Genomic DNA, 17724 nt, shown 5'->3' with positions numbered 1-17724 from the left:
GATGCCGCGCGTAGGGCTTTAGTAGCCCGCGGCCTTGTCGACGACGTTAACGAGAGGCTCGCCGGCGAGGTAGCGGCGCAGATTGTCGGCGAAAATGTCGTAGCCGCGCTGGCGCGTCTGACGCGAGGTTGCGCCGTTATGCGGGGTGACGATGGTGTTGGGGGCATCCCAGAACGGACTGTCGGGCGGCAGCGGCTCGATGCCGTGCGCATCGATGCCTGCACCGGCAATCCACCCTTCGCCAAGGGCGCGCAGCAGTGCGTCGTCGTCGGCGATGCCGCCGCGCGAGAAGCAGATGAAATAGGCGCTCGGCTTCATCGCGCGGAATGCGGCCTCGTCGAGCATGCCTCTCGTTTCCGGAGTCAGCGGCGCCGTCACCACGACGAAGTCGGCCTCGGCGAGGAAGTCGTGGAGCTCCTCGCGCGGATAGAACCGGTCGAAATTGGCCGCCGGACGGTCGCTGCGGCGGAGGCCCAGCACGCGCATGTGGAAGGCCTTGGCCTTCAGGGCCAGGTCGCTGCCGGAATGACCGGCGCCGAGGATGCCGACGGTCAATCCGTTGAGCTCGCCATGAGTGAACCGCTCCCACTTGCGGGCGCGCTGGTTGTCGACCCAGCGCAGCGCATTGCGGTTGAGCATGAGCATCAGCATCATGGCGTGCTCGGCAAGCGGCACGGCACCGTTGCCGGCCGAGGATGTCAACACGGCCGGGTGTGAGATGAACTCGCGATAGAGCTGGGTGTCGGGACCGGCGGCCCAGCTGTGCACCCATTTGAGCAGGCGGGCCTTCCTCAGGGTCTCGGGCGGAACGAAGCCGGCGATGATGTCGGCCTCGTCCGCGTGGGTGGTGATGTCTGCAGGCGTCGCAGCCACGACGATATCGGCGCCCGGCGCGATGGAACGCAGCTCGGCCTGCCGCGTCGCGTCTACATCGCTCGAAACGAGGATTGTCAGCTTTTCATTCGACACGAAGTCCCTCCTGCGTTCGCCTCCATGTTTGTGCGCTATTCGGGGCGTTGCAAGGCCAGGTCCCGCAGACGGCTGCGCCAGGAGCGGGTGGTTGCAGGACCGGTGGTCTGCCGCTCGACAAGGTGGGGCACGAGGTTGACCCTCTGGGTGGGCAGGCCGTCGAGAAAACCGAACTGCCCTGCCCGCGCCAGAAGCAGACGGACTGCGGCGACGCCCATTTGACGGTGGGGCATGTGAACCGTCGTCAGCTGCGGGGAGATCTGCGTTGCAATGCCGTAGTCGGCGTGGCCAACGACCGAAACGTCCTCGGGCACGCGCAGCCCCATCCGCATCAGCTCTGAAACGACGGTGACGGCGACACCGTCGCTGCCGCAGAAGATCGCCGTCGGCTCAAAGCCGCCGTCGGCCATGGCCAGCAGGGCGTCGCGCAGGTCGTCGGCCGCCTGGTCATCCTTGAAAGCGATCTCGCGCAGCTCCATGCCCGCGATACCGGTGATCGCCTCGGCAAAACCGCGCAGACGCGCGTAGCGCCCCGGGTAACCGAGCCGTCCGTGGGCGTAGACCAGGCGCCTGTGACCGAGAGCGGAAAGGAAGCGCGCTACGTAAACGCCTGCCTCGACGTCGGTCGCGCTGATCTGGTCGAGGGCAAACAGCGGCGGCACTACATGGTTGACCACCACCGAGGGCAAGGGACTAGCCTTGACCGCCTCGAACATGTCCCGGCGCTGCGGCCCGATGAGGATGAAACCGGTGGCGGCCGCCTCGAGACGGGCGAGAATATTCGGATCGTCGGTCCAGCGCACGGCCATGGCGTAGCCTAGCCGCACCGCCTCGCTGTCGACCCCGTGCTGGACGTCGATCCACAGCTCGCGGCTGGCGACGGTGCGATCCTTGAAGATCACCTCGATCGTCCGGCCCGGCCCATTCAGGCGCTTTTTGGCATCGTAGCCCAGCTCGGAAGCCGCTTCGAGCACAAGCCGGCGCGTCGCCTCGCTGACACCCGATTTACCGGTCAGCGCCCGCGACACGGCGAATTTCGAGATCCCTAAGCGATCGGCGATGTTCTGGATGGTCACTCGCGCCATTGCTGCATGCCAGTCGGCATTCCTCCACCGCGCTGTTATCGCTTGTTGCGCATTTGTTAGGTGTCAACCCGGTTGCTGTCAACACCGCCCAGGAGAAACTGACTGATGTTTTTTTAGCAGGTTCTGCCGCAACGGTTTCCTTTTTTGAATCTTAAGATGTTATTTTTCAAGCTGTTGGTACGATGAAGAGCACAGCCGATCCCCAGCCCCACCCACATTCGCACCGAAAAGACGGGTCTTGACGTGCGCCAAAATCCGTGTCCTGTTAGCCTAAATTACAACAAACAATACGACACTAGCAGCCAATGGGAGGGAGAGCGGTGAAGCGGATAGCTTCGCGCAGTCGGGCAGCGTTCGCGTGCCGCCGGAGCGTCCCATGACGACGCTCGAGGAAGCCAATTCCGCAGGTACAGCGGACACACTGCCCCCGGTCGGACTTGCCAGCCAGCGACAGCTCGTCTGGCGCAAGTTCACCGAGCACAGGCTGGCGGTCGTCAGCGGCATCGTGATCGCCCTGATCTACCTTGTCGGCATCTTCTGCGAATTCGTCGCGCCGCGTGGCCCCGACTACTACGACTCCGCCTATACGATGCTCGCCCCGCAGTCCTTGAAGTTCTGGCGTGCCGGCGAGGACGGCGGGCTCGCGTTCGGCATGCACGTCAACGGTTTCTCGTCCGAGCGTGACCCCAACACATTACGGCGGGTCTTCACGCTCGACGAGGATGTCGTGGTGCCCGTCAGTCTCTTCGTGAAGGGCGAGTCGTATCGGTTGTGGGGCCTGATTCCTTCGGACATCCACCTGATCGGACCGATTGATCCCAGCCAGCCGTTTTATCTCCTGGGATCGGACCGGCTGGGGCGCGACGTCTTGAGCCGTGTCGTCTACGGTACGCGCATCTCGACCTCCATCGGTCTCGTCGGCGTCGCCGTCAGCCTGGTGCTGGGGGTGATCCTCGGCGGCATATCCGGCTATTTCGGCGGTTGGATCGACAATTTCATCCAGCGCGTCATCGAGTTCATCATGTCGGTGCCGACGATCCCCCTGTGGATGGGGCTCGCGGCAGCCATCCCGGTGACCTGGTCGCCGGTGCTGGTCTATCTCATCATCACCCTCATCATCTCGCTGATCGGCTGGACGTCGCTGGCGCGCGAGGTGCGCGGCCGGTTCATGTCCTGGCGCAACGAGCCTTTCGTCATCGCCGCCCGCCTCGATGGCACCAGTCAGATGACCATCATCGGCCGGCATCTGGTGCCGGGGTTCGTGTCGCACATCATCGCTTCGGTAACCCTTGCCATCCCGGCGATGATCATCGCGGAAACCTCGCTTTCGTTCCTCGGCATTGGCCTGCGCCCCCCGGCGGTCTCCTGGGGCGTGCTGCTGCAGGAGGCCCAGAACATCCGCTCGCTCGCCGAAGCACCTTGGCTGCTGGCTCCCGGCGTCCTGGTGATCATAACCGTCCTCGCCCTCAACTTCCTTGGCGACGGTCTGCGCGATGCGGCCGACCCCTACACATGATCCCGCCCATGCAAACCGCCCCCCTTCTCCGGATCCGAGGCCTCAAAACCCAATTCGCCCTGCGCGAAGGACTGGTGCGGGCCGTCGACGGCGTCGACCTCGATGCTCACGCGGGCAAAACGCTCTGCATCGTGGGCGAGAGCGGCTCGGGCAAATCCATGATCGCCCGTTCGATCCTGCAGATCGTCTCGCCACCCGGCCGGGTCACGGATGGGGAGATGGTGTTCCAGCGTACTGGCCGGGAGCCGGTGGATCTGGCCAAGCTTGATCCCGCGGGGAAGCCGGTCCGCGCCATTCGTGGGCGTGACATCGCCATGATCTTCCAGGAACCGATGAACTCGCTCTCGCCGGTGCATTCGATCGGCGATCAGCTCATCGAGAAGATCCTGCTGCACCACCGGTTGAGCCGGCACGCGGCGATCGACCGCGCAGTCGAGGCATTGGGACGCGTGGGCATTCCCGATCCGCGCCAAAGACTGTCAAACTATCCGTTCGAGCTCTCGGGCGGCATGCGCCAGCGCGTGATGATCGCCATGGCGCTCGCCTGCCGCCCGGCGTTGCTCATTGCCGATGAGCCGACGACGGCACTCGACGTGACGACGCAGGCCAACATCCTCGACCTCATCGCCGAGTTGCAGGCCGAGTACGGCATGGGCGTGATCTTCATCACCCATGACCTTGGCGTCGTCGCCGAGATCGCCCATGAAGTGGCGGTCGTCTATCTCGGCCAGGTGGTCGAGCGCGGCAGCGTCGACGATATCTTCTACAACCCACAGCACCCCTACACGCTGGCCCTGCTCTCCTCCATCCCTAAGCTCGGAGCGCGGCGCAAGCGCGGGCAGCGGCTGCATTCGATCAAGGGAATGGTGCCCCATCCCTTCAACCGACCGAAGGGCTGCCCTTTCCACACCCGCTGCCCGGAGGCCCGCCCCGGGCTTTGCAACCTGGAGGACCCGCGCAAACTCGAGCTCAACGAAGGCCACATCGTCGCCTGTCATATGCGCGATCCGGCGGTGCTCACCCAAGCGGCGGAGGTGACGGTATGAACGCGGCTTTGCCTTTGGGGACCACGGCAACCGAACCGGATCTGCTGATGCGGGCCGAGAACGTCAAGGTGCACTTTCCGATCAAGCGGGGCGTCCTCAAGCGCACGGTCGGTCACGTGCGGGCGGTCGATGGCATCAGCCTCGATATCCGTCACGGGGAGACGCTCAGCATCGTGGGCGAGAGCGGCTGCGGCAAGACAACTCTCGGCCAGGCGCTGGTACGCGTACTCGAGCCGACCGAGGGCCGAATCCTCTTTGCCCGCGAGGGGGAAGCAGAGTGCGATATCGCTCATCTCGGCGAGACGCAGCTGCGCCCCTACCGCTCGCAGATCCGTATGATCTTCCAGGATCCGTTCGCATCGCTCAACCCGCGCCGCCGGGTGATCGACATCATCGGTGAGTCCCTGCGCAATTTCGGCGTGACCGAAGAGCGCGAGGTCGAGGCAAAGGTCGCCGAGCTCCTGCACAAGGTTGGCCTGCGACCCGAATACATGGAACGCTACCCTTATGCCTTTTCCGGCGGGGAGCGGCAGCGCATCGGCATCGCCCGGGCCCTGGCGGTCCATCCGCGGCTCGTCGTTGCCGACGAGTGCGTCTCGGCGCTCGACGTCTCGATCCAGGCGCAGACGCTCAACCTCATGCAGGACCTGCAGGAGGAGTTTGCCCTCACCTACGTCTTCATCTCCCACGACCTCGGCGTCGTCGAATATATCTCGGACAGGGTGGCGGTGATGTATGCGGGGCGGGTCGTCGAGCTCAGCGACACCGAGCCGCTCTTTGCCCGACCACGCCACCCCTATACGGCGGCATTGCTTGCTTCGGTGCCGCGTCCCGACCCGAAAGGCGCCCGGCAGCGCAAACAGATGCGCCTCAAGGGCGAGGTCGCCGACCCTGCCCACCGCCCCGCCGGCTGTGCCTTTCACCCGCGCTGCCCCTTCGCGACCGACCGCTGCCGCATCGACGATCCGCAACTGCGTCCCGTCGACGGACACATGGTCGCCTGCCACTACGCCGAAAGCCTCGATCTCAAGGGAGTCCATGCCGATGCTGCATGAAGAAGTGAGCCGCTCGATGCCGGATACGGAGCCCGCACCCGCCTGGTGGCAGCGCCCCTACCGCATGGTGCAGACGAACCTGCGCCAACCGGACGCCCTCTACGACCAGCGCACGCTGGCCAGGGAGGTCAAGGCGTTCGGAGCCGACGTGCTGCTCTACAATATCGGCGGCATCTTCGCCTTCTATCCGACCGAGCTGGCATTGCAGGCGGTCAACCCGATGATGCAGGGCGATGCGCTAGGCGCGGCGGTCGACGCTGCGCATGCCGAGGGGCTGGCGCTTGTCGGGCGCTACGACATGAGCAAGGCCACCCGCATCGCCTATGAGGCCCACCCGGACTGGTTCGTCCATAACGTCAAGGGTGAGGCGCTCGAATACAACGGCACCTACCAGGCCTGCGTCAACGCTGGCTGGTACCAGGACTATTCGCTCGAGATCATCTCCGAATCGCTCGGGCGCTACGACGTGGACGGCGTGTTCTTCAACATGTTCGGCTACACCAACTTCACCTATTCGGGCGACTATTTCGGCATCTGCGTTTGCGAGAACTGCCGGCGGCGCTTCCGCGACATGTACGGCAAGGCCCTGCCGGCAACGGAGGATTTCTCCGATCCGGCCTATGCCGACTACCTCGAGTTCAAGGATCGCACCTCGCTCGAGTTGCGCGCCAAGGTCTACCGTCACATCAAGAACGTGAACCCCAAGGTCGCCATGACCGGGCATCGGGGCGAGAGCGATCTCATTCGCATGGAGACGCAGCGCGCCGTGGAACGGCCGCAGCCCGAATGGCCTTACCAGGCCGGTGAGCAGGCCCGCTGGGGCCAGGCCTATGGACAAGGCAAAACCGTCTCCTCGACCTCGGCCAACTTCATCGACTTCGCCTGGCGGTTCGTTTCCGAGACCGGCGCTTACCAGCTCGTGCGGGCGGCGCAGCAACTGGCGAGCGGCGCGACGCTCGACTTCTATCTCCTCGGCGTAATGGACCAGGACGACAAGTCGGCCTTCGCCGAGACCTCCAAGCTCTTTCACTGGCACAAGGCGAACGAGCGGAATTATACCGGCCTCAAGCCTGCATCGAGGATCGGGCTCTATCACTCGCATGCCATCGTTCCGGGGCATGGGGCCGGTGCCTATGCCAAGCGCGCGGCGAGCGGCCAGCACGCGCAGGCAGCCTATCGTGGCGCCTATCGTGCCCTAGTCGAAGCCCGACTGCCGTTCGACCTCGTCGTTGACGAGATCGTCGCCGGCAAGGACGGCGGCAGGGTTCTGAGCCAGTACGACGGCCTGGTAATGCCCAATGTCACCTGCCTTTCCGACGCCGAGGCCAGGGCCATCGATGCCTGGGTGGAAGCCGGCGGCGTGCTGCTCGCGACCGGCGAGACGGGCCTTTACGACGAAAAAGGCGTTGCACGCGACAAACCGGGTCTCGCGAGCCTGCCGATCGCGGGCAAGCCGATGGCGCGCCAGCATATGAAGGGCGCCTACTTCCGCGTCCGCCCCGGCGACTTGCCGATCGGCGAGGACGTGAAGCTCTTGATGCTCGATCACACCTACTATGTCGCGAAGGCGAAGGACGGCGCGCAAACGCTGCTGAAGCTCCTGCCTCCACAGCGGTTCGGACCGCCTGAGCTCTGCTTTCCGGACTTCGAAAGCGAGATGCCAGGGGCGATCATCGGGGATCACGGCAAGGGCAAGGCCGTCTACGTCCCCTGGCATGCAGACGCCCTCTACCATCGCGACAGCCTGCCCCATACGCGCACGTTCCTCACCGACCTCGTCACCCGTCACATCCCTGCCGCTCCGGCGCGGATCGAAGGCCGCGGGTCGCTGGAGCTGACGGTGCAGCGCCAGGAGGCAACCGGCAAGGTTCTGGTGCACGTCGTCAATTACGGCGGGCAGCGCAACAACCTCTACGAGGATGCGCCGGCCGTGCATGGCCTGCGGCTCGGCGTACGCGGCGTCTCAGGGAGCGGCAGGGCGCTGGTCGCCAGCAAGGAGATCGCGCCGGAGAGCCCTGAGACCGATGCCGACGGATACCTCTGGTATGCGCTGCCGCCGCTCGAGGCGTTCGAGGCCATCCAGTTTCAGGGAACGGCTGAGGCCGCTTGCCTATACGAGCGGAGACACAACTCCGCCGAACCCACTTATGCGTCGTTCAAACGGAGGAGACCAGAATGAGATTGCTGCATGCATTAAGTCGCGCCGGCGTCGGATTGGCAGCGCTTACACTGTCGGTCGGGCTTGCCACCGCGCAGGACTACAACGAGGCGCCGATGCTGGCCGAGCGCGTGGAGGCAGGCGAGCTGCCACCGGTCGAAGAGCGGCTACCGGCCAACCCGATGGTGGTCGAGCCGTTAGAGAGCGTCGGGCAATATGGCGGCACCTGGCGGCTTGTCATGAACTCGCCGAGCGACATCTCGACGCCGGTGAGGACCATTGGCTACGAGAACTTCGTGCGCTCGGTGACCTGGCAACCAGACCTCGAACAGACGGACATCGTGCCCGACGTCATCATGAACGTCGCCGAGGACGTCGAGATCAACGAGGATGGGTCGGAATATACCTTCCACCTGCGCGAGGGGCACAAGTGGAGCGACGGCGAGCCCTACACGGCCGACGACGTGATGTTCTGGTACGAGAACGTCTATTCGAACACCGAGCTCTTCCCGGCCAAGCCCACCTGGTCGGTGCGCAACGATACGCCGCTGGTGGTCGAAAAGATCGACGACACCACCGTCAAGTTCGTCTTCGGCGGCCCGAACGGCCTGTTGCTGCAGTATATGGCGACACCGGCCAATGATGCAGAACCCAACCAGCCCTTTGCCTATCCGCGCCACTACCTCGAGCAGTTCCACCCGGACTTCAATGCGGATGCTGCGGCGACCGCCCAGGCAGCGGGCGCGCAGAGCTGGGTGCAGCATTTCCATTCGATGGCCGACGCATGGCGCAACCCGGATCTGCCGCGGCTCAACCCGTGGATCGTCACCCAGGGGATCGGCCAGGGTAGCGGCAATCAGCTCATCGCCGAACGCAACCCCTATTATTTCAAGGTCGATACCGAAGGGAACCAGCTTCCCTATATCGACCGCGTGACCATCGACATCATCAGTGACGCCCAGGTGACGCTGCTCAAGGCCGCCAATGGCGACTTCGACATGGTCGACAGCTATATCGGCTTTGTGACGACGCCGGAGAACCGTGGCACGTTCTTCGATAATCAGGAGACGGGCGGCTACGAGTTCTATGAGGTGCTGCCCAACCGGGCGAACCTGATGATCATCTCGCTCAACATGACGCACAAGGATCCGGTCCTGCGCGACCTGTTCGGCAACAAGTCGTTCCGTCAGGCGCTCTCGACGGCGATCGACCGCGAGGAGGTCATCGAACTGGTCTGGCTTGGCCAGGGACGGCCCTACCAGACTGTCGAGCGGCCGGAATCGCCGCTGTTCGACGAGGAGATGGCAACGCAGTTTACCGAGTTCGATATCGCCAAGGCCAATGAGATGCTCGATTCCCTCGGGCTGACCGAGAAGAATGGCGATGGCATCCGGCTGATGTCGGACGGGCGGCCTCTGCAGTTCACCATCGACATTTCGGTCATCCGCCAGCCCTGGATCGACAGCGCCGAGCTGATCAAGGGTTATTGGCGACAGATCGGGGTGGATCTCCTGATCAACACCTCCGATACGACCGCGCTCAACCAGAGGGTTGAAGCCAACGACCATGACGCGGCCGTGTGGTCAGCCTCGGGCGGAGCCGATTCTCTCTTCGATCCGAAGTACTACTTCCCCTCATCCTGGGCGGCCTTCTACGCCACCACCTGGGGTCAGTGGTTCACCAATGACACCAATCCGGAAGAACCGCCGGAAGCGCCCAAGCGGCAAATGGAGCTCTACCAGCAGATCTTCGCCGAGATCGACGCCGACCGGCGGCAGGAACTGATGAAGGAGCTTCTCGCCATCTCCAAGGAGGAGTTCTACACCATCGGCGTGATGCAGCCGACCGCGGACTACGGGATCATCAACATCGCGCTGCGCAACGTGCCGGGCGTGCTGCTGGCCAGCACCGAGTACACTCATCCGGGCGCCGCCAATCCCGAGCAGTTCTACTACGCTTCGGAATAGTCCTCCCCCGAAGCCCCGCCCCTCCCGGCGATTCCGGGAGGGGCATTAGCTATCGCGCTTTCGAACCGGAAAACCGGCGACCGCCTTTCCCGAAAGCGCTTCGCCCGGAGAGAAATCCATGCTCGCCTTCATCGCCCGCCGTATCGTCTACATGCTGGTGACGCTGGTCGCGATTTCGGTGATGACCTTTTTCATCATCCAGTTGCCGCCCGGCGATTACGTGACTGCGATGGTGGCCCAGCTCAACCTGCAGGGTACCACCGTCGACCCGGCGGAGATGGCGGCGCTAAGAGCACGCTACGGACTCGATGACCCGCTTCCGGTGCAATACTGGAAATGGATCTCCAATATCGTGTTTGCCGGCGATTTCGGCTTTTCGCTGCAGTGGCGCCGGCCCGTGGCAGACCTTCTCTGGAACCGGCTCGGCCTGACTTTCGTATTGGCGCTGGTCACGCTGCTCTTCATCTGGGCGATCTCGCTGCCCATTGGCATCTATACGGCCGTGCGCAAGAACACGGTGGGCGACTATCTCGCCACCTTCATCGGGGTCATCGGCCTTGCCATCCCGAACTTCCTCTTCGCGCTGGTCCTGATGTACATCTCGTTCAAATACTTCGACACGGGCATCGGGGGCCTGTTCTCTCCGGAATACGAGAACGCGCCGTGGAGCCTCGGCAAGCTGCTCGATCTTGGCAGCCACCTCATCATTCCGACAATCGTTCTCGGCACCAGCGGCACGGCGGCGCTCATCCGCATCCTGCGCGCAAATCTCCTGGACGAGCTGGCCAAGCCCTATGTCACCACTGCCCGGGCCTACGGGGTTTCGGAGCGCAAGCTGTTGCTGAAATACCCGGTGCGCGTCGCCCTCAACCCGTTCATCTCGACGGTCGGCTGGGTGCTGCCAACGCTGGTTTCCGGCGCAACGATCACGGCGGTCGTGCTCAACCTGCCAATGACCGGGCCATTGCTGCTGCAGGCGCTTATCTCCCAGGACATGTACCTGGCCGGCAGCTTCATCATGATGCTGAGCGCCCTGACCGTCGTCGGCACGCTGCTGTCGGACCTGCTGCTCGCCTGGCTCGACCCGCGCATCCGCTATACGTGAGTTTGGGCAGGCTCACATTCATCCGCAGCTTAGTCAGATCTGCTCTAGGCGCGTCCGGAGTTCGCTGCCATTGGCTGGCCCGTGCGTATTGCGCTCCACCAGCTCTGGCGTCAGCAAGGTGCGCCTCGGCCGGGCGTCCGGAGGTGCGAGATTCATGCGCCAATGGAGCATCTGCACCGCTACAGCACCGATTTCGCGCATTGGCGGGCGCACCGTTGTCAGTCGCAGCCCAAGCATCGAGGCCGTAGGCGTGTCATTGGAGCCAACCAACGATACATGTGCCGGTATCTTGAGCCCGAGCTCATTCAGTCCCCAGGCCAGAGTCATGGCGACGAAATCGGTGGCGCAGGCAAATGCGGTTGGCAACGGTTCGGTCTGAAACGCCTCGAGCACCGTCTGCTTGGCGTCTTTGTCTTCGTCGGTCGCGATGACCGTCACCTCTCCGCCATGCTGACGCATCGCCTCCTTCAGGCCGGCGTAGCGCAGGTTTCGCCCTTCATCCTCTGGAGCGTCGGTGAAGTAGGCAACACTGCGATGGCCGTAGCGACCAAACAGGTCGCCCACGGCGTAGCCGGAGTCGAAGTTGGCCTGCTGGCAACTGTCGATCCTTTCCATTGGGCGGGGATGCCCGATCAAGAGCTTGGGATGCGGAAGTCGCATGAAGGGCTCCAGCATTCCGCGAGAGCGTCGCCCAGCCAGGATCAACCCTGCTGCGGCATCGTCGATGCCGTTGGGTGCCAAGCCGTCACTCAACACGTCCGTCGACAGGCGATAGCCAAGCAGGCGTGCCTCCGCGTCGGCGCCTCCAATCACCTCCACCCAAAAGCTGGACTTGATGGCGTCGGCGCTCGGGATGATCAGATGGATGACGCGTTCGCCCAGGCGATCGTTGACACCGGCATGATCGTAGCCGATTTCGCGGGCCAGCCGGATAACGGACTCGCGTGTCTTCTGACTGACGCCGGGCCTTCCTGACAGCGCACGGGAGACGGAAAACTTCGACATGCCTAAGCGTTGTGCCAAGTCATCGAGTTTTATGCGGCGGCTCAATCGGCGTCCTCCTTCACATCAATTCTGGACTCCCTAGTTCGTCGCAGATCGAAGTGCAAGGCTGATTGACGCGATCACCGCAACATAGTTGCGCACCGCAACGCAATTAGTACGATACGATTGCGCATTGTTGCTTGCACCAGAACTGTCGCTCCCCCTACGGTTCCCTAATGGAGGAGCGACGCGATGACTATTGCCGCCGAGGCGAAAACCAAACCCCTGACTGTCTATATGACTGGCGAGATCGACGACGCCCGCATGGCCGAGCTTCGCCAGCGAGCCCCGAATGCGACGCTGAGATACTTCCCCTCGGACATCGCTCTCGAGGCAGAGATCGCCGATGCCGACGTGGTAGCTGGTCACATTTCGCCGCAAGGACTCAACAAGGCCAAGAGCTTGAAATGGGTGCACAGTTGGGCGGCGGGACCCAATGCGCAGTTGTTTCCCGAATTCGTAAAAAGCGACGTGGTCCTCACCTGTTCGAAGGGCAACGGCGCCATACCCTTGGCCGAGCACGCGATGATGCTCATGCTGATGCTGAACCGGAACGCCATGCGGTGGATCCAAGGGCATCGCGACCGCAAATGGGACCCCTTCTTCCACGGCGAACTGAACGGACTGACCGTCGGCATCATCGGCACGGGCTATTCGGGCAGCGATCTGGCGCTGAAGTGCAAGGCGTTCCACATGAGGGTACTGGGCTTGCGGCGCAACCCGCAACCGACGCCAAACTTCGACGCAATGTATACGCGCGACCAGCTCCATGGCATGCTGAGTGAGTGCGACTTCGTCGTGGTTACGGCGCCAAAGACGCCGGAAACAGCCAACCTGCTCGGGGAAGCCGAATTCCGAGCAATGAAGCCCAGTGCATTCTATGTGTGCTTCTCGCGTGGCGGCATCGCTGACGACAAGGTGCTTTACCGGGCCATAGATGAGGAATGGATAGCCGGAGCCGGTCTAGATGCTCATGGCGTCGAGCCGCTGCCGGCCGACAGTCCCTTCTGGACCCTCAAAAATACGATCATCACTCCGCACAATGGGGCAACAACGCTCAAGACCAAGGCGCGCGGCTACGAGATCTTCCGCGACAATCTCGAGCGATACGTCGAGGGGCGTAAGCTCATCAACATCGCTAACAAGCAACTCGGCTATTAGGAGCAGCTGATGAGCAATGCCGATACGCGGCTGGAATGCGCCTGGCTCGCCACCGCAGCTTACAGTCTCATGGACCAAGGCCTCTATGAGGAGACAGCGGACCTTTTCAGTCCTGATGCGGTATGGGTCCGGGGTGGCGTGCCGGTTGCCGGCCAGGAAGCGATCTTAAGCGCCCTCAGGCAACGTCCGGCCACTGACCTTTCCCGCCATATCGTGACCAATGTGCTGGTGAGGGACATCACCGCCGACAGTGCCCGGGCAACGGCGGTTTTCATGCCGCTGCGGGGCCCTGTCAACGAAGACGGAACGGTGCCCCTCAACGGTATCAACTCTGTCGGCGACCTCGAATTCGAATTCAGTCGGCAACCGAATGGCTGGAAGATCAGCCGTCTCACGCCACGCATGAGGTTCAAGGCGTAAAGCCAGACAAACACCCAACGCACGGTGGTTGATTGGAGGAGGACAACGTGACGACAAGCAAGTACTTACGCAAGCAGGCCATCATAGGTCTTGGCGGGGTCGTCCTGACGGCTCTGATGGTCTTTCCCGGCGCTGCCCTGGCGTTCAACCAGGCCCCGGCGCTGGACTCCGAGGTCGAGGCCGGCACCTTGCCGCCGGTCGACGACCGCCTGCCCGCACAGCCGATGGTTCTGGAGCCGCTGGATGAGGTCGGTGTCTATGGCGGATCGCTGCGCACCGACATCCTGGGCGGCACGGATCGTGGCTATGGTTGGATCAACCGCATCATCGGATATGAACCCCTGGTACGCTGGGCGCCCGAGGGCGGCCGCGTCATCCCGAATATTGCAGAGTCCTGGGAGGCCAATGACGACAGCACCGAATTCATCTTCAAGTTGCGCGAGGGCCTGCGCTGGAGCGATGGCGCACCCGTCACCGCGCATGATGTGACGTTCTTCGTCGAGGATATGGCCAAGAATACCGAACTGTTCCCCGGCGGCCCGGGGGGGCATCTAGAGGTGAACGGCCAGCCGGTGGTGGTCGAGGCTCTGGACGACTTGACCATCAAATTCACCTTCGCCGACCCCTATGGGTTGTTCATCCAGCAACTGGCGAACGCCAACAATCAGCCCGCGATTGCGCCGCGTCACTATGGTGAACAGTTCCATCCCGCCTATGCCGAAGACCTCGACGCGAAGGTGGCCGCATCTGGCTTCACCTCCTGGGTAGAGCTTTTTCAGCAGAAGGTCGGTGGCCCAACAGGCAACAATTTCGCCTCGTGGGTTAACCCCGAGCTGCCCTCGCTGCACGCCTGGACCGTCACGCAACCCTATGACGGGTCGAGCTCGCAGGTCGTTGCAAAGCGCAATCCCTATTACTGGAAAGTCGACACGGCCGAGAACCAGCTCCCCTACCTCGACGAGGTCGTATTCCCCATTATCGGCGACACCGAGGTGCTCAAGCTGATGGTGATGAACGGGCAGATAGATTTCACCTACCGCCCGCAGAACCTGACCCTGGCGGACAAGGCGGTGTTCTTCGACAGCATGGAAGCCGGCCAGTACCACTTCATCGAGCTGAGCCCGGACGTCTCTGCCACCCAGGCCATTCACCTCAACCTCACCACGACCGATCCGAACCGCAACGCATTGTTCAACGAGAAGGACTTCCGGATCGCGCTCAGCCACGCCATTGACCGGCAGGAGATCATCGACATCATCTATGTCGGCCAAGGCGAACCCTACCAAGTCGCGCCGCGCCCGGAATCTCAGTTCTATGATGAGGTGTTTGCCCACCAGTATACCGAGTTCGATCCCGACCTGGCGAACCAGATGCTGGACGATCTAGGCCTGACCGACCGAAATTCAGCAGGCATTCGCCTCTTCGAGGATAGTTCGCCCATATCCATCCAGGTCGATGTGCGTACCGATACGACGCCGCAAATCGACGGCCTCGAGCTTATCCAGCGGTATTGGGCCGATGTTGGCATCGAATTACGCATAAACGTGATCGACAGTGCACTTTACCGTGAACGCCAGGTCGGCAACCTGTTCGAGGCCATCTCCAATGTGGGTGCCGGAGGCCTCAATGAAATGCTCAACCCCCGCCTTTACGTGCCGATCAACGACAATGCACTCTACGCGGTGCCCTGGTCATACTGGTACAACGAAGATCCGCGCGGCATAGAACCCGACGAAACCACCATGAGGCAACTCGAACTCTACGACGACTTCCTGGCCACGGCCGATGAAGCTCGCCAGGTCGAATTGTTTGCCGAAATCCTCGGTATCGCGAGGGACGAATTCCGCACTCTAGGCATATCTCTGATCACCGGCACCTATGCCATCGCCGGCGATAAGATGGGCAACATCCCAACCAAGATGATCGACTCGGCCATCTACCCGACGCCGGCCCCGACCAATCCATCCACGTGGTACGTCAAGGCGCAATAGCCTGATGAATGCCCCGCGGGCCTCCCGTGGGGCATTCATGAAATGGGGAGGGATCGATGCTGGCGTTCATGCTGCGGCGCTTCATCTACATGGTGGTCACGCTCTTTCTGGTGTCCATCCTGTCCTTTGCCATTATCCAGCTGCCCCCTGGCGATTACCTGAGCTCGATGGTGGCCGGCATGAGTGCCGAAGGGCAGCAGGTGGATCAGCAGTTCATCAATGCGATGCGCGACCGCTACGGTTTGGGCGACCCGGTTTACGTGCAGTACTGGAAGTGGATTTCCGGCATCGTTCTGCGGGGCGATTTCGGCCAATCGTTCGAGTGGAACCGACCGGTCAGCTCACTCATATACGAGCGTATGGGGCTTACGTTGCTGCTGTCCGTGGCCACCCTCTTCTTCATATGGGCGGTCGCCTTTCCCATTGGCATCTATTCGGCCATTCGCAAGAACTCGTTCGGGGCTCACCTGGCCACCCTGGTCGGCTTCATTGGCCTGGCGATCCCGAATTTCCTTATCGCGCTGGTCTTCATGTACCTGTCCTTCCGGTATTTTGGGCAATCGGTCGGTGGGCTGTTTTCTCCGCAATATGAGAACGCGTCCTGGAGTCTTGCCAAGGTCGGCGACCTCATCGCCCATATGTGGATACCCATCATCGTCCTGGGCACCGCGGGTACGGCCACCCTCATCCGCATCATGCGTGCCAACCTTTTGGATGAGCTGAACAAACCGTACGTCACGACTGCGCGCGCCATGGGTCATCCCGAACATGTCGTGCTGCTGAAGTATCCTGTGCGAGTGGCGCTGAATCCGTTCGTGAGTACGGTCGGCTGGGTGCTGCCCGGGCTGGTTTCGGGCGCCACCATAACCGCCATCGTGCTCAACCTGCCCATGTCCGGACCCATGCTACTGCGTTCGCTACTGACGCAGGATATGTATCTAGCCGGCAGTTTCATCCTGCTGCTCTCGACCCTGACCGTCATCGGCACGCTCATTTCCGATATCCTGCTGGCGTGGCTCGATCCGCGCATCCGCTACAGCTGAGGCGAAGCCATGATCGACCAGGCCGATATCGATACCCCTGCCACTGCTCCCAAAGCTCATGCGGAGGTGGAGCACCGCGAACAGTATGCCGGCCAATGGACGCTGATCTGGTGGAAGTTGGGCCGAAACAAAGTCGCGCTGTTCAGCGGTGCCGTCGTGCTCATCATCTACCTGGTGGCGATCTTCGCCGACTTCCTGGCACCTTTTTCCTCCGAACACTACCAGGGACGGTATGCCTATGCACCGCCCCAGCCGCTCAGTTTCTTCGTTCAGAATGAAGAGGGCTGGCGTTTCCAGCCGCACGTCAACGCCTACACGACGGATATCGATCCGGTCTCGTTCCGCCGCACTTTCGTACCCGACCCCGAAGAGGTCGTGCCGGTTCGCTTCTTCGCCGCGGGTGAGACCTATCACCTGCTTGGGATCATCCCGACCGACATCCACCTGCTGGGACCGGAGAACCCCAGAGACCCAATGTTCTTGTTCGGCGCAGATCGCCTGGGCCGCGATGTGCTGAGCCGCACAATACATGGCACGAGGGTATCGATGTCGATCGGGCTCATAGGGGTGGGGCTGAGTCTCGTCCTTGGCATAATATTGGGCGGCCTGTCCGGCTTCATTGGTGGTGCCGTGGACACCCTTATCCAGCGGATAATCGAATTCCTCCAATCCATTCCCACCATCCCGCTGTGGATGGGACTCGCGGCAGCCATCCCACAATCCTGGACACCGCTGCAGGTCTATTTCGCAATCACAGTGATCCTCTCGCTGATCGGCTGGACGTCGCTGGCAAGGGAGGTGCGCGGCAAATTCATGGCACTTCGTCATGAGGACTTTGTCACCGCCGCCCGCCTCGATGGCCTGGGGGAGATGGTGATCATCCGCAAACACCTGGTTCCATCGTTCCTCAGTCACATCATTGCCTCGGTGACGCTGGCGATACCGGCCATGATCCTCGCCGAGACCGCGCTCAGCTTCATTGGCATCGGCCTCAAGCCGCCGGTCGTCAGCTGGGGCGTGCTCCTGCAGGAGGCACAGAACATCCGATCGGTTGCTACCGCGCCCTGGCTGTTCCTGCCGGGCGCTGCCATCGTGGTGTCGGTGCTGTCCATGAACTTCCTTGGCGACGGTCTGATCGACGCCGCTGATCCTTACGGAAACTGA

General features: G+C 62.4%; 14 protein-coding genes. 11 read left to right on the top strand and 3 right to left on the bottom strand.

The window, feature by feature from the left end; translation table 11 throughout:
- Positions 1 to 18: 18 nt before the first annotated feature.
- Together QQK18_RS12185 and QQK18_RS12180 are read right to left on the bottom strand one after the other, a co-directional pair.
- The gene (locus QQK18_RS12185) at positions 19 to 969 is read right to left on the bottom strand and encodes a D-2-hydroxyacid dehydrogenase (RefSeq protein WP_284340611.1); all 951 of its coding nucleotides are present in this window, start codon (positions 967 to 969) and stop codon (positions 19 to 21) included.
- Between the two features lie 35 nt (positions 970 to 1004).
- Entirely contained in the window at positions 1005 to 2054 is a 1050-nt protein-coding gene (locus QQK18_RS12180; RefSeq protein WP_284340610.1) for a LacI family DNA-binding transcriptional regulator, read from the bottom strand.
- A 376-nt stretch (positions 2055 to 2430) separates the two neighbouring features.
- Between QQK18_RS12180 and QQK18_RS12175 the strand changes: the two genes are divergently transcribed.
- From QQK18_RS12175 to QQK18_RS12150, 6 genes are all read left to right on the top strand, one after another.
- Positions 2431 to 3570: an ABC transporter permease gene (locus QQK18_RS12175; RefSeq protein ID WP_284340609.1), complete on the top strand. Its 1140-nt coding sequence runs from the start codon at positions 2431 to 2433 to the stop codon at positions 3568 to 3570.
- Positions 3571 to 3578: 8 nt separating this feature from the next.
- Positions 3579 to 4616 (top strand): ABC transporter ATP-binding protein, encoded by a 1038-nt coding sequence (locus QQK18_RS12170; protein WP_284340608.1) that lies wholly within the window; start codon positions 3579 to 3581, stop codon positions 4614 to 4616.
- Complete coding sequence (locus QQK18_RS12165; protein ID WP_284340607.1) at positions 4613 to 5671, top strand: ABC transporter ATP-binding protein; 1059 nt, start codon at positions 4613 to 4615, stop codon at positions 5669 to 5671. Before QQK18_RS12170 ends, QQK18_RS12165 begins: the two co-directional genes overlap by 4 nt.
- Complete coding sequence (locus tag QQK18_RS12160; protein WP_284340606.1) at positions 5661 to 7850, top strand: alpha-amylase family protein; 2190 nt, start codon at positions 5661 to 5663, stop codon at positions 7848 to 7850. Before QQK18_RS12165 ends, QQK18_RS12160 begins: the two co-directional genes overlap by 11 nt.
- The gene (locus tag QQK18_RS12155) at positions 7847 to 9796 is read left to right on the top strand and encodes an ABC transporter substrate-binding protein (RefSeq protein ID WP_284340605.1); all 1950 of its coding nucleotides are present in this window, start codon (positions 7847 to 7849) and stop codon (positions 9794 to 9796) included. Before QQK18_RS12160 ends, QQK18_RS12155 begins: the two co-directional genes overlap by 4 nt.
- 118 nt (positions 9797 to 9914) lie before the next feature.
- Positions 9915 to 10901: an ABC transporter permease gene (locus tag QQK18_RS12150; protein ID WP_284340604.1), complete on the top strand. Its 987-nt coding sequence runs from the start codon at positions 9915 to 9917 to the stop codon at positions 10899 to 10901.
- Between the two features lie 33 nt (positions 10902 to 10934).
- Here the strand turns inward: QQK18_RS12150 and QQK18_RS12145 are convergent, their stop codons facing one another.
- Positions 10935 to 11951: a LacI family DNA-binding transcriptional regulator gene (locus tag QQK18_RS12145; RefSeq protein ID WP_284340603.1), complete on the bottom strand. Its 1017-nt coding sequence runs from the start codon at positions 11949 to 11951 to the stop codon at positions 10935 to 10937.
- A gap of 186 nt (positions 11952 to 12137) precedes the next feature.
- Between QQK18_RS12145 and QQK18_RS12140 the strand changes: the two genes are divergently transcribed.
- The 5 genes from QQK18_RS12140 to QQK18_RS12120 are packed head-to-tail and all read left to right on the top strand — an operon-like array spanning position 12138 to position 17724.
- Positions 12138 to 13106 carry a D-2-hydroxyacid dehydrogenase gene (locus QQK18_RS12140; protein ID WP_284340602.1) on the top strand — a complete coding sequence of 323 codons (969 nt, stop codon included), beginning with the start codon at positions 12138 to 12140 and terminating at the stop codon, positions 13104 to 13106.
- Between the two features lie 9 nt (positions 13107 to 13115).
- A complete protein-coding gene (locus tag QQK18_RS12135; RefSeq protein WP_284340601.1) occupies positions 13116 to 13526 on the top strand; it encodes a nuclear transport factor 2 family protein in 411 nt (136 codons plus the stop codon).
- Positions 13527 to 13573: 47 nt separating this feature from the next.
- A complete protein-coding gene (locus tag QQK18_RS12130; protein WP_284340600.1) occupies positions 13574 to 15517 on the top strand; it encodes an ABC transporter substrate-binding protein in 1944 nt (647 codons plus the stop codon).
- Positions 15518 to 15573: 56 nt separating this feature from the next.
- Positions 15574 to 16560 carry an ABC transporter permease gene (locus QQK18_RS12125; RefSeq protein ID WP_284340599.1) on the top strand — a complete coding sequence of 329 codons (987 nt, stop codon included), beginning with the start codon at positions 15574 to 15576 and terminating at the stop codon, positions 16558 to 16560.
- A gap of 9 nt (positions 16561 to 16569) precedes the next feature.
- Positions 16570 to 17724, top strand: coding sequence for an ABC transporter permease (locus QQK18_RS12120; protein ID WP_284340598.1), 1155 nt, complete (start codon positions 16570 to 16572; stop codon positions 17722 to 17724).

The organism is Devosia nitrariae, assembly GCF_030160115.1.
GTDB lineage: Bacteria > Pseudomonadota > Alphaproteobacteria > Rhizobiales > Devosiaceae > Devosia > Devosia nitrariae.
Note: the sequence above shows the minus strand (reverse complement) of the source record. Positions and strands in the feature narration are given on the sequence as shown.

What these genes read in the sequence shown, in the direction of transcription:
- QQK18_RS12180 (WP_284340610.1), bottom strand. Translation starts at nt 2,054, where the DNA reads ATGGCGCGAGTGACCATCCAGAACATCGCCGATCGCTTAGGGATCTCG.
- QQK18_RS12175 (WP_284340609.1), top strand. Translation starts at nt 2,431, where the DNA reads ATGACGACGCTCGAGGAAGCCAATTCCGCAGGTACAGCGGACACACTG.
- QQK18_RS12170 (WP_284340608.1), top strand. Translation starts at nt 3,579, where the DNA reads ATGCAAACCGCCCCCCTTCTCCGGATCCGAGGCCTCAAAACCCAATTC.
- QQK18_RS12165 (WP_284340607.1), top strand. Translation starts at nt 4,613, where the DNA reads ATGAACGCGGCTTTGCCTTTGGGGACCACGGCAACCGAACCGGATCTG.
- QQK18_RS12160 (WP_284340606.1), top strand. Translation starts at nt 5,661, where the DNA reads ATGCTGCATGAAGAAGTGAGCCGCTCGATGCCGGATACGGAGCCCGCA.
- QQK18_RS12155 (WP_284340605.1), top strand. Translation starts at nt 7,847, where the DNA reads ATGAGATTGCTGCATGCATTAAGTCGCGCCGGCGTCGGATTGGCAGCG.
- QQK18_RS12150 (WP_284340604.1), top strand. Translation starts at nt 9,915, where the DNA reads ATGCTCGCCTTCATCGCCCGCCGTATCGTCTACATGCTGGTGACGCTG.
- QQK18_RS12140 (WP_284340602.1), top strand. Translation starts at nt 12,138, where the DNA reads ATGACTATTGCCGCCGAGGCGAAAACCAAACCCCTGACTGTCTATATG.
- QQK18_RS12135 (WP_284340601.1), top strand. Translation starts at nt 13,116, where the DNA reads ATGAGCAATGCCGATACGCGGCTGGAATGCGCCTGGCTCGCCACCGCA.
- QQK18_RS12125 (WP_284340599.1), top strand. Translation starts at nt 15,574, where the DNA reads ATGCTGGCGTTCATGCTGCGGCGCTTCATCTACATGGTGGTCACGCTC.
- QQK18_RS12120 (WP_284340598.1), top strand. Translation starts at nt 16,570, where the DNA reads ATGATCGACCAGGCCGATATCGATACCCCTGCCACTGCTCCCAAAGCT.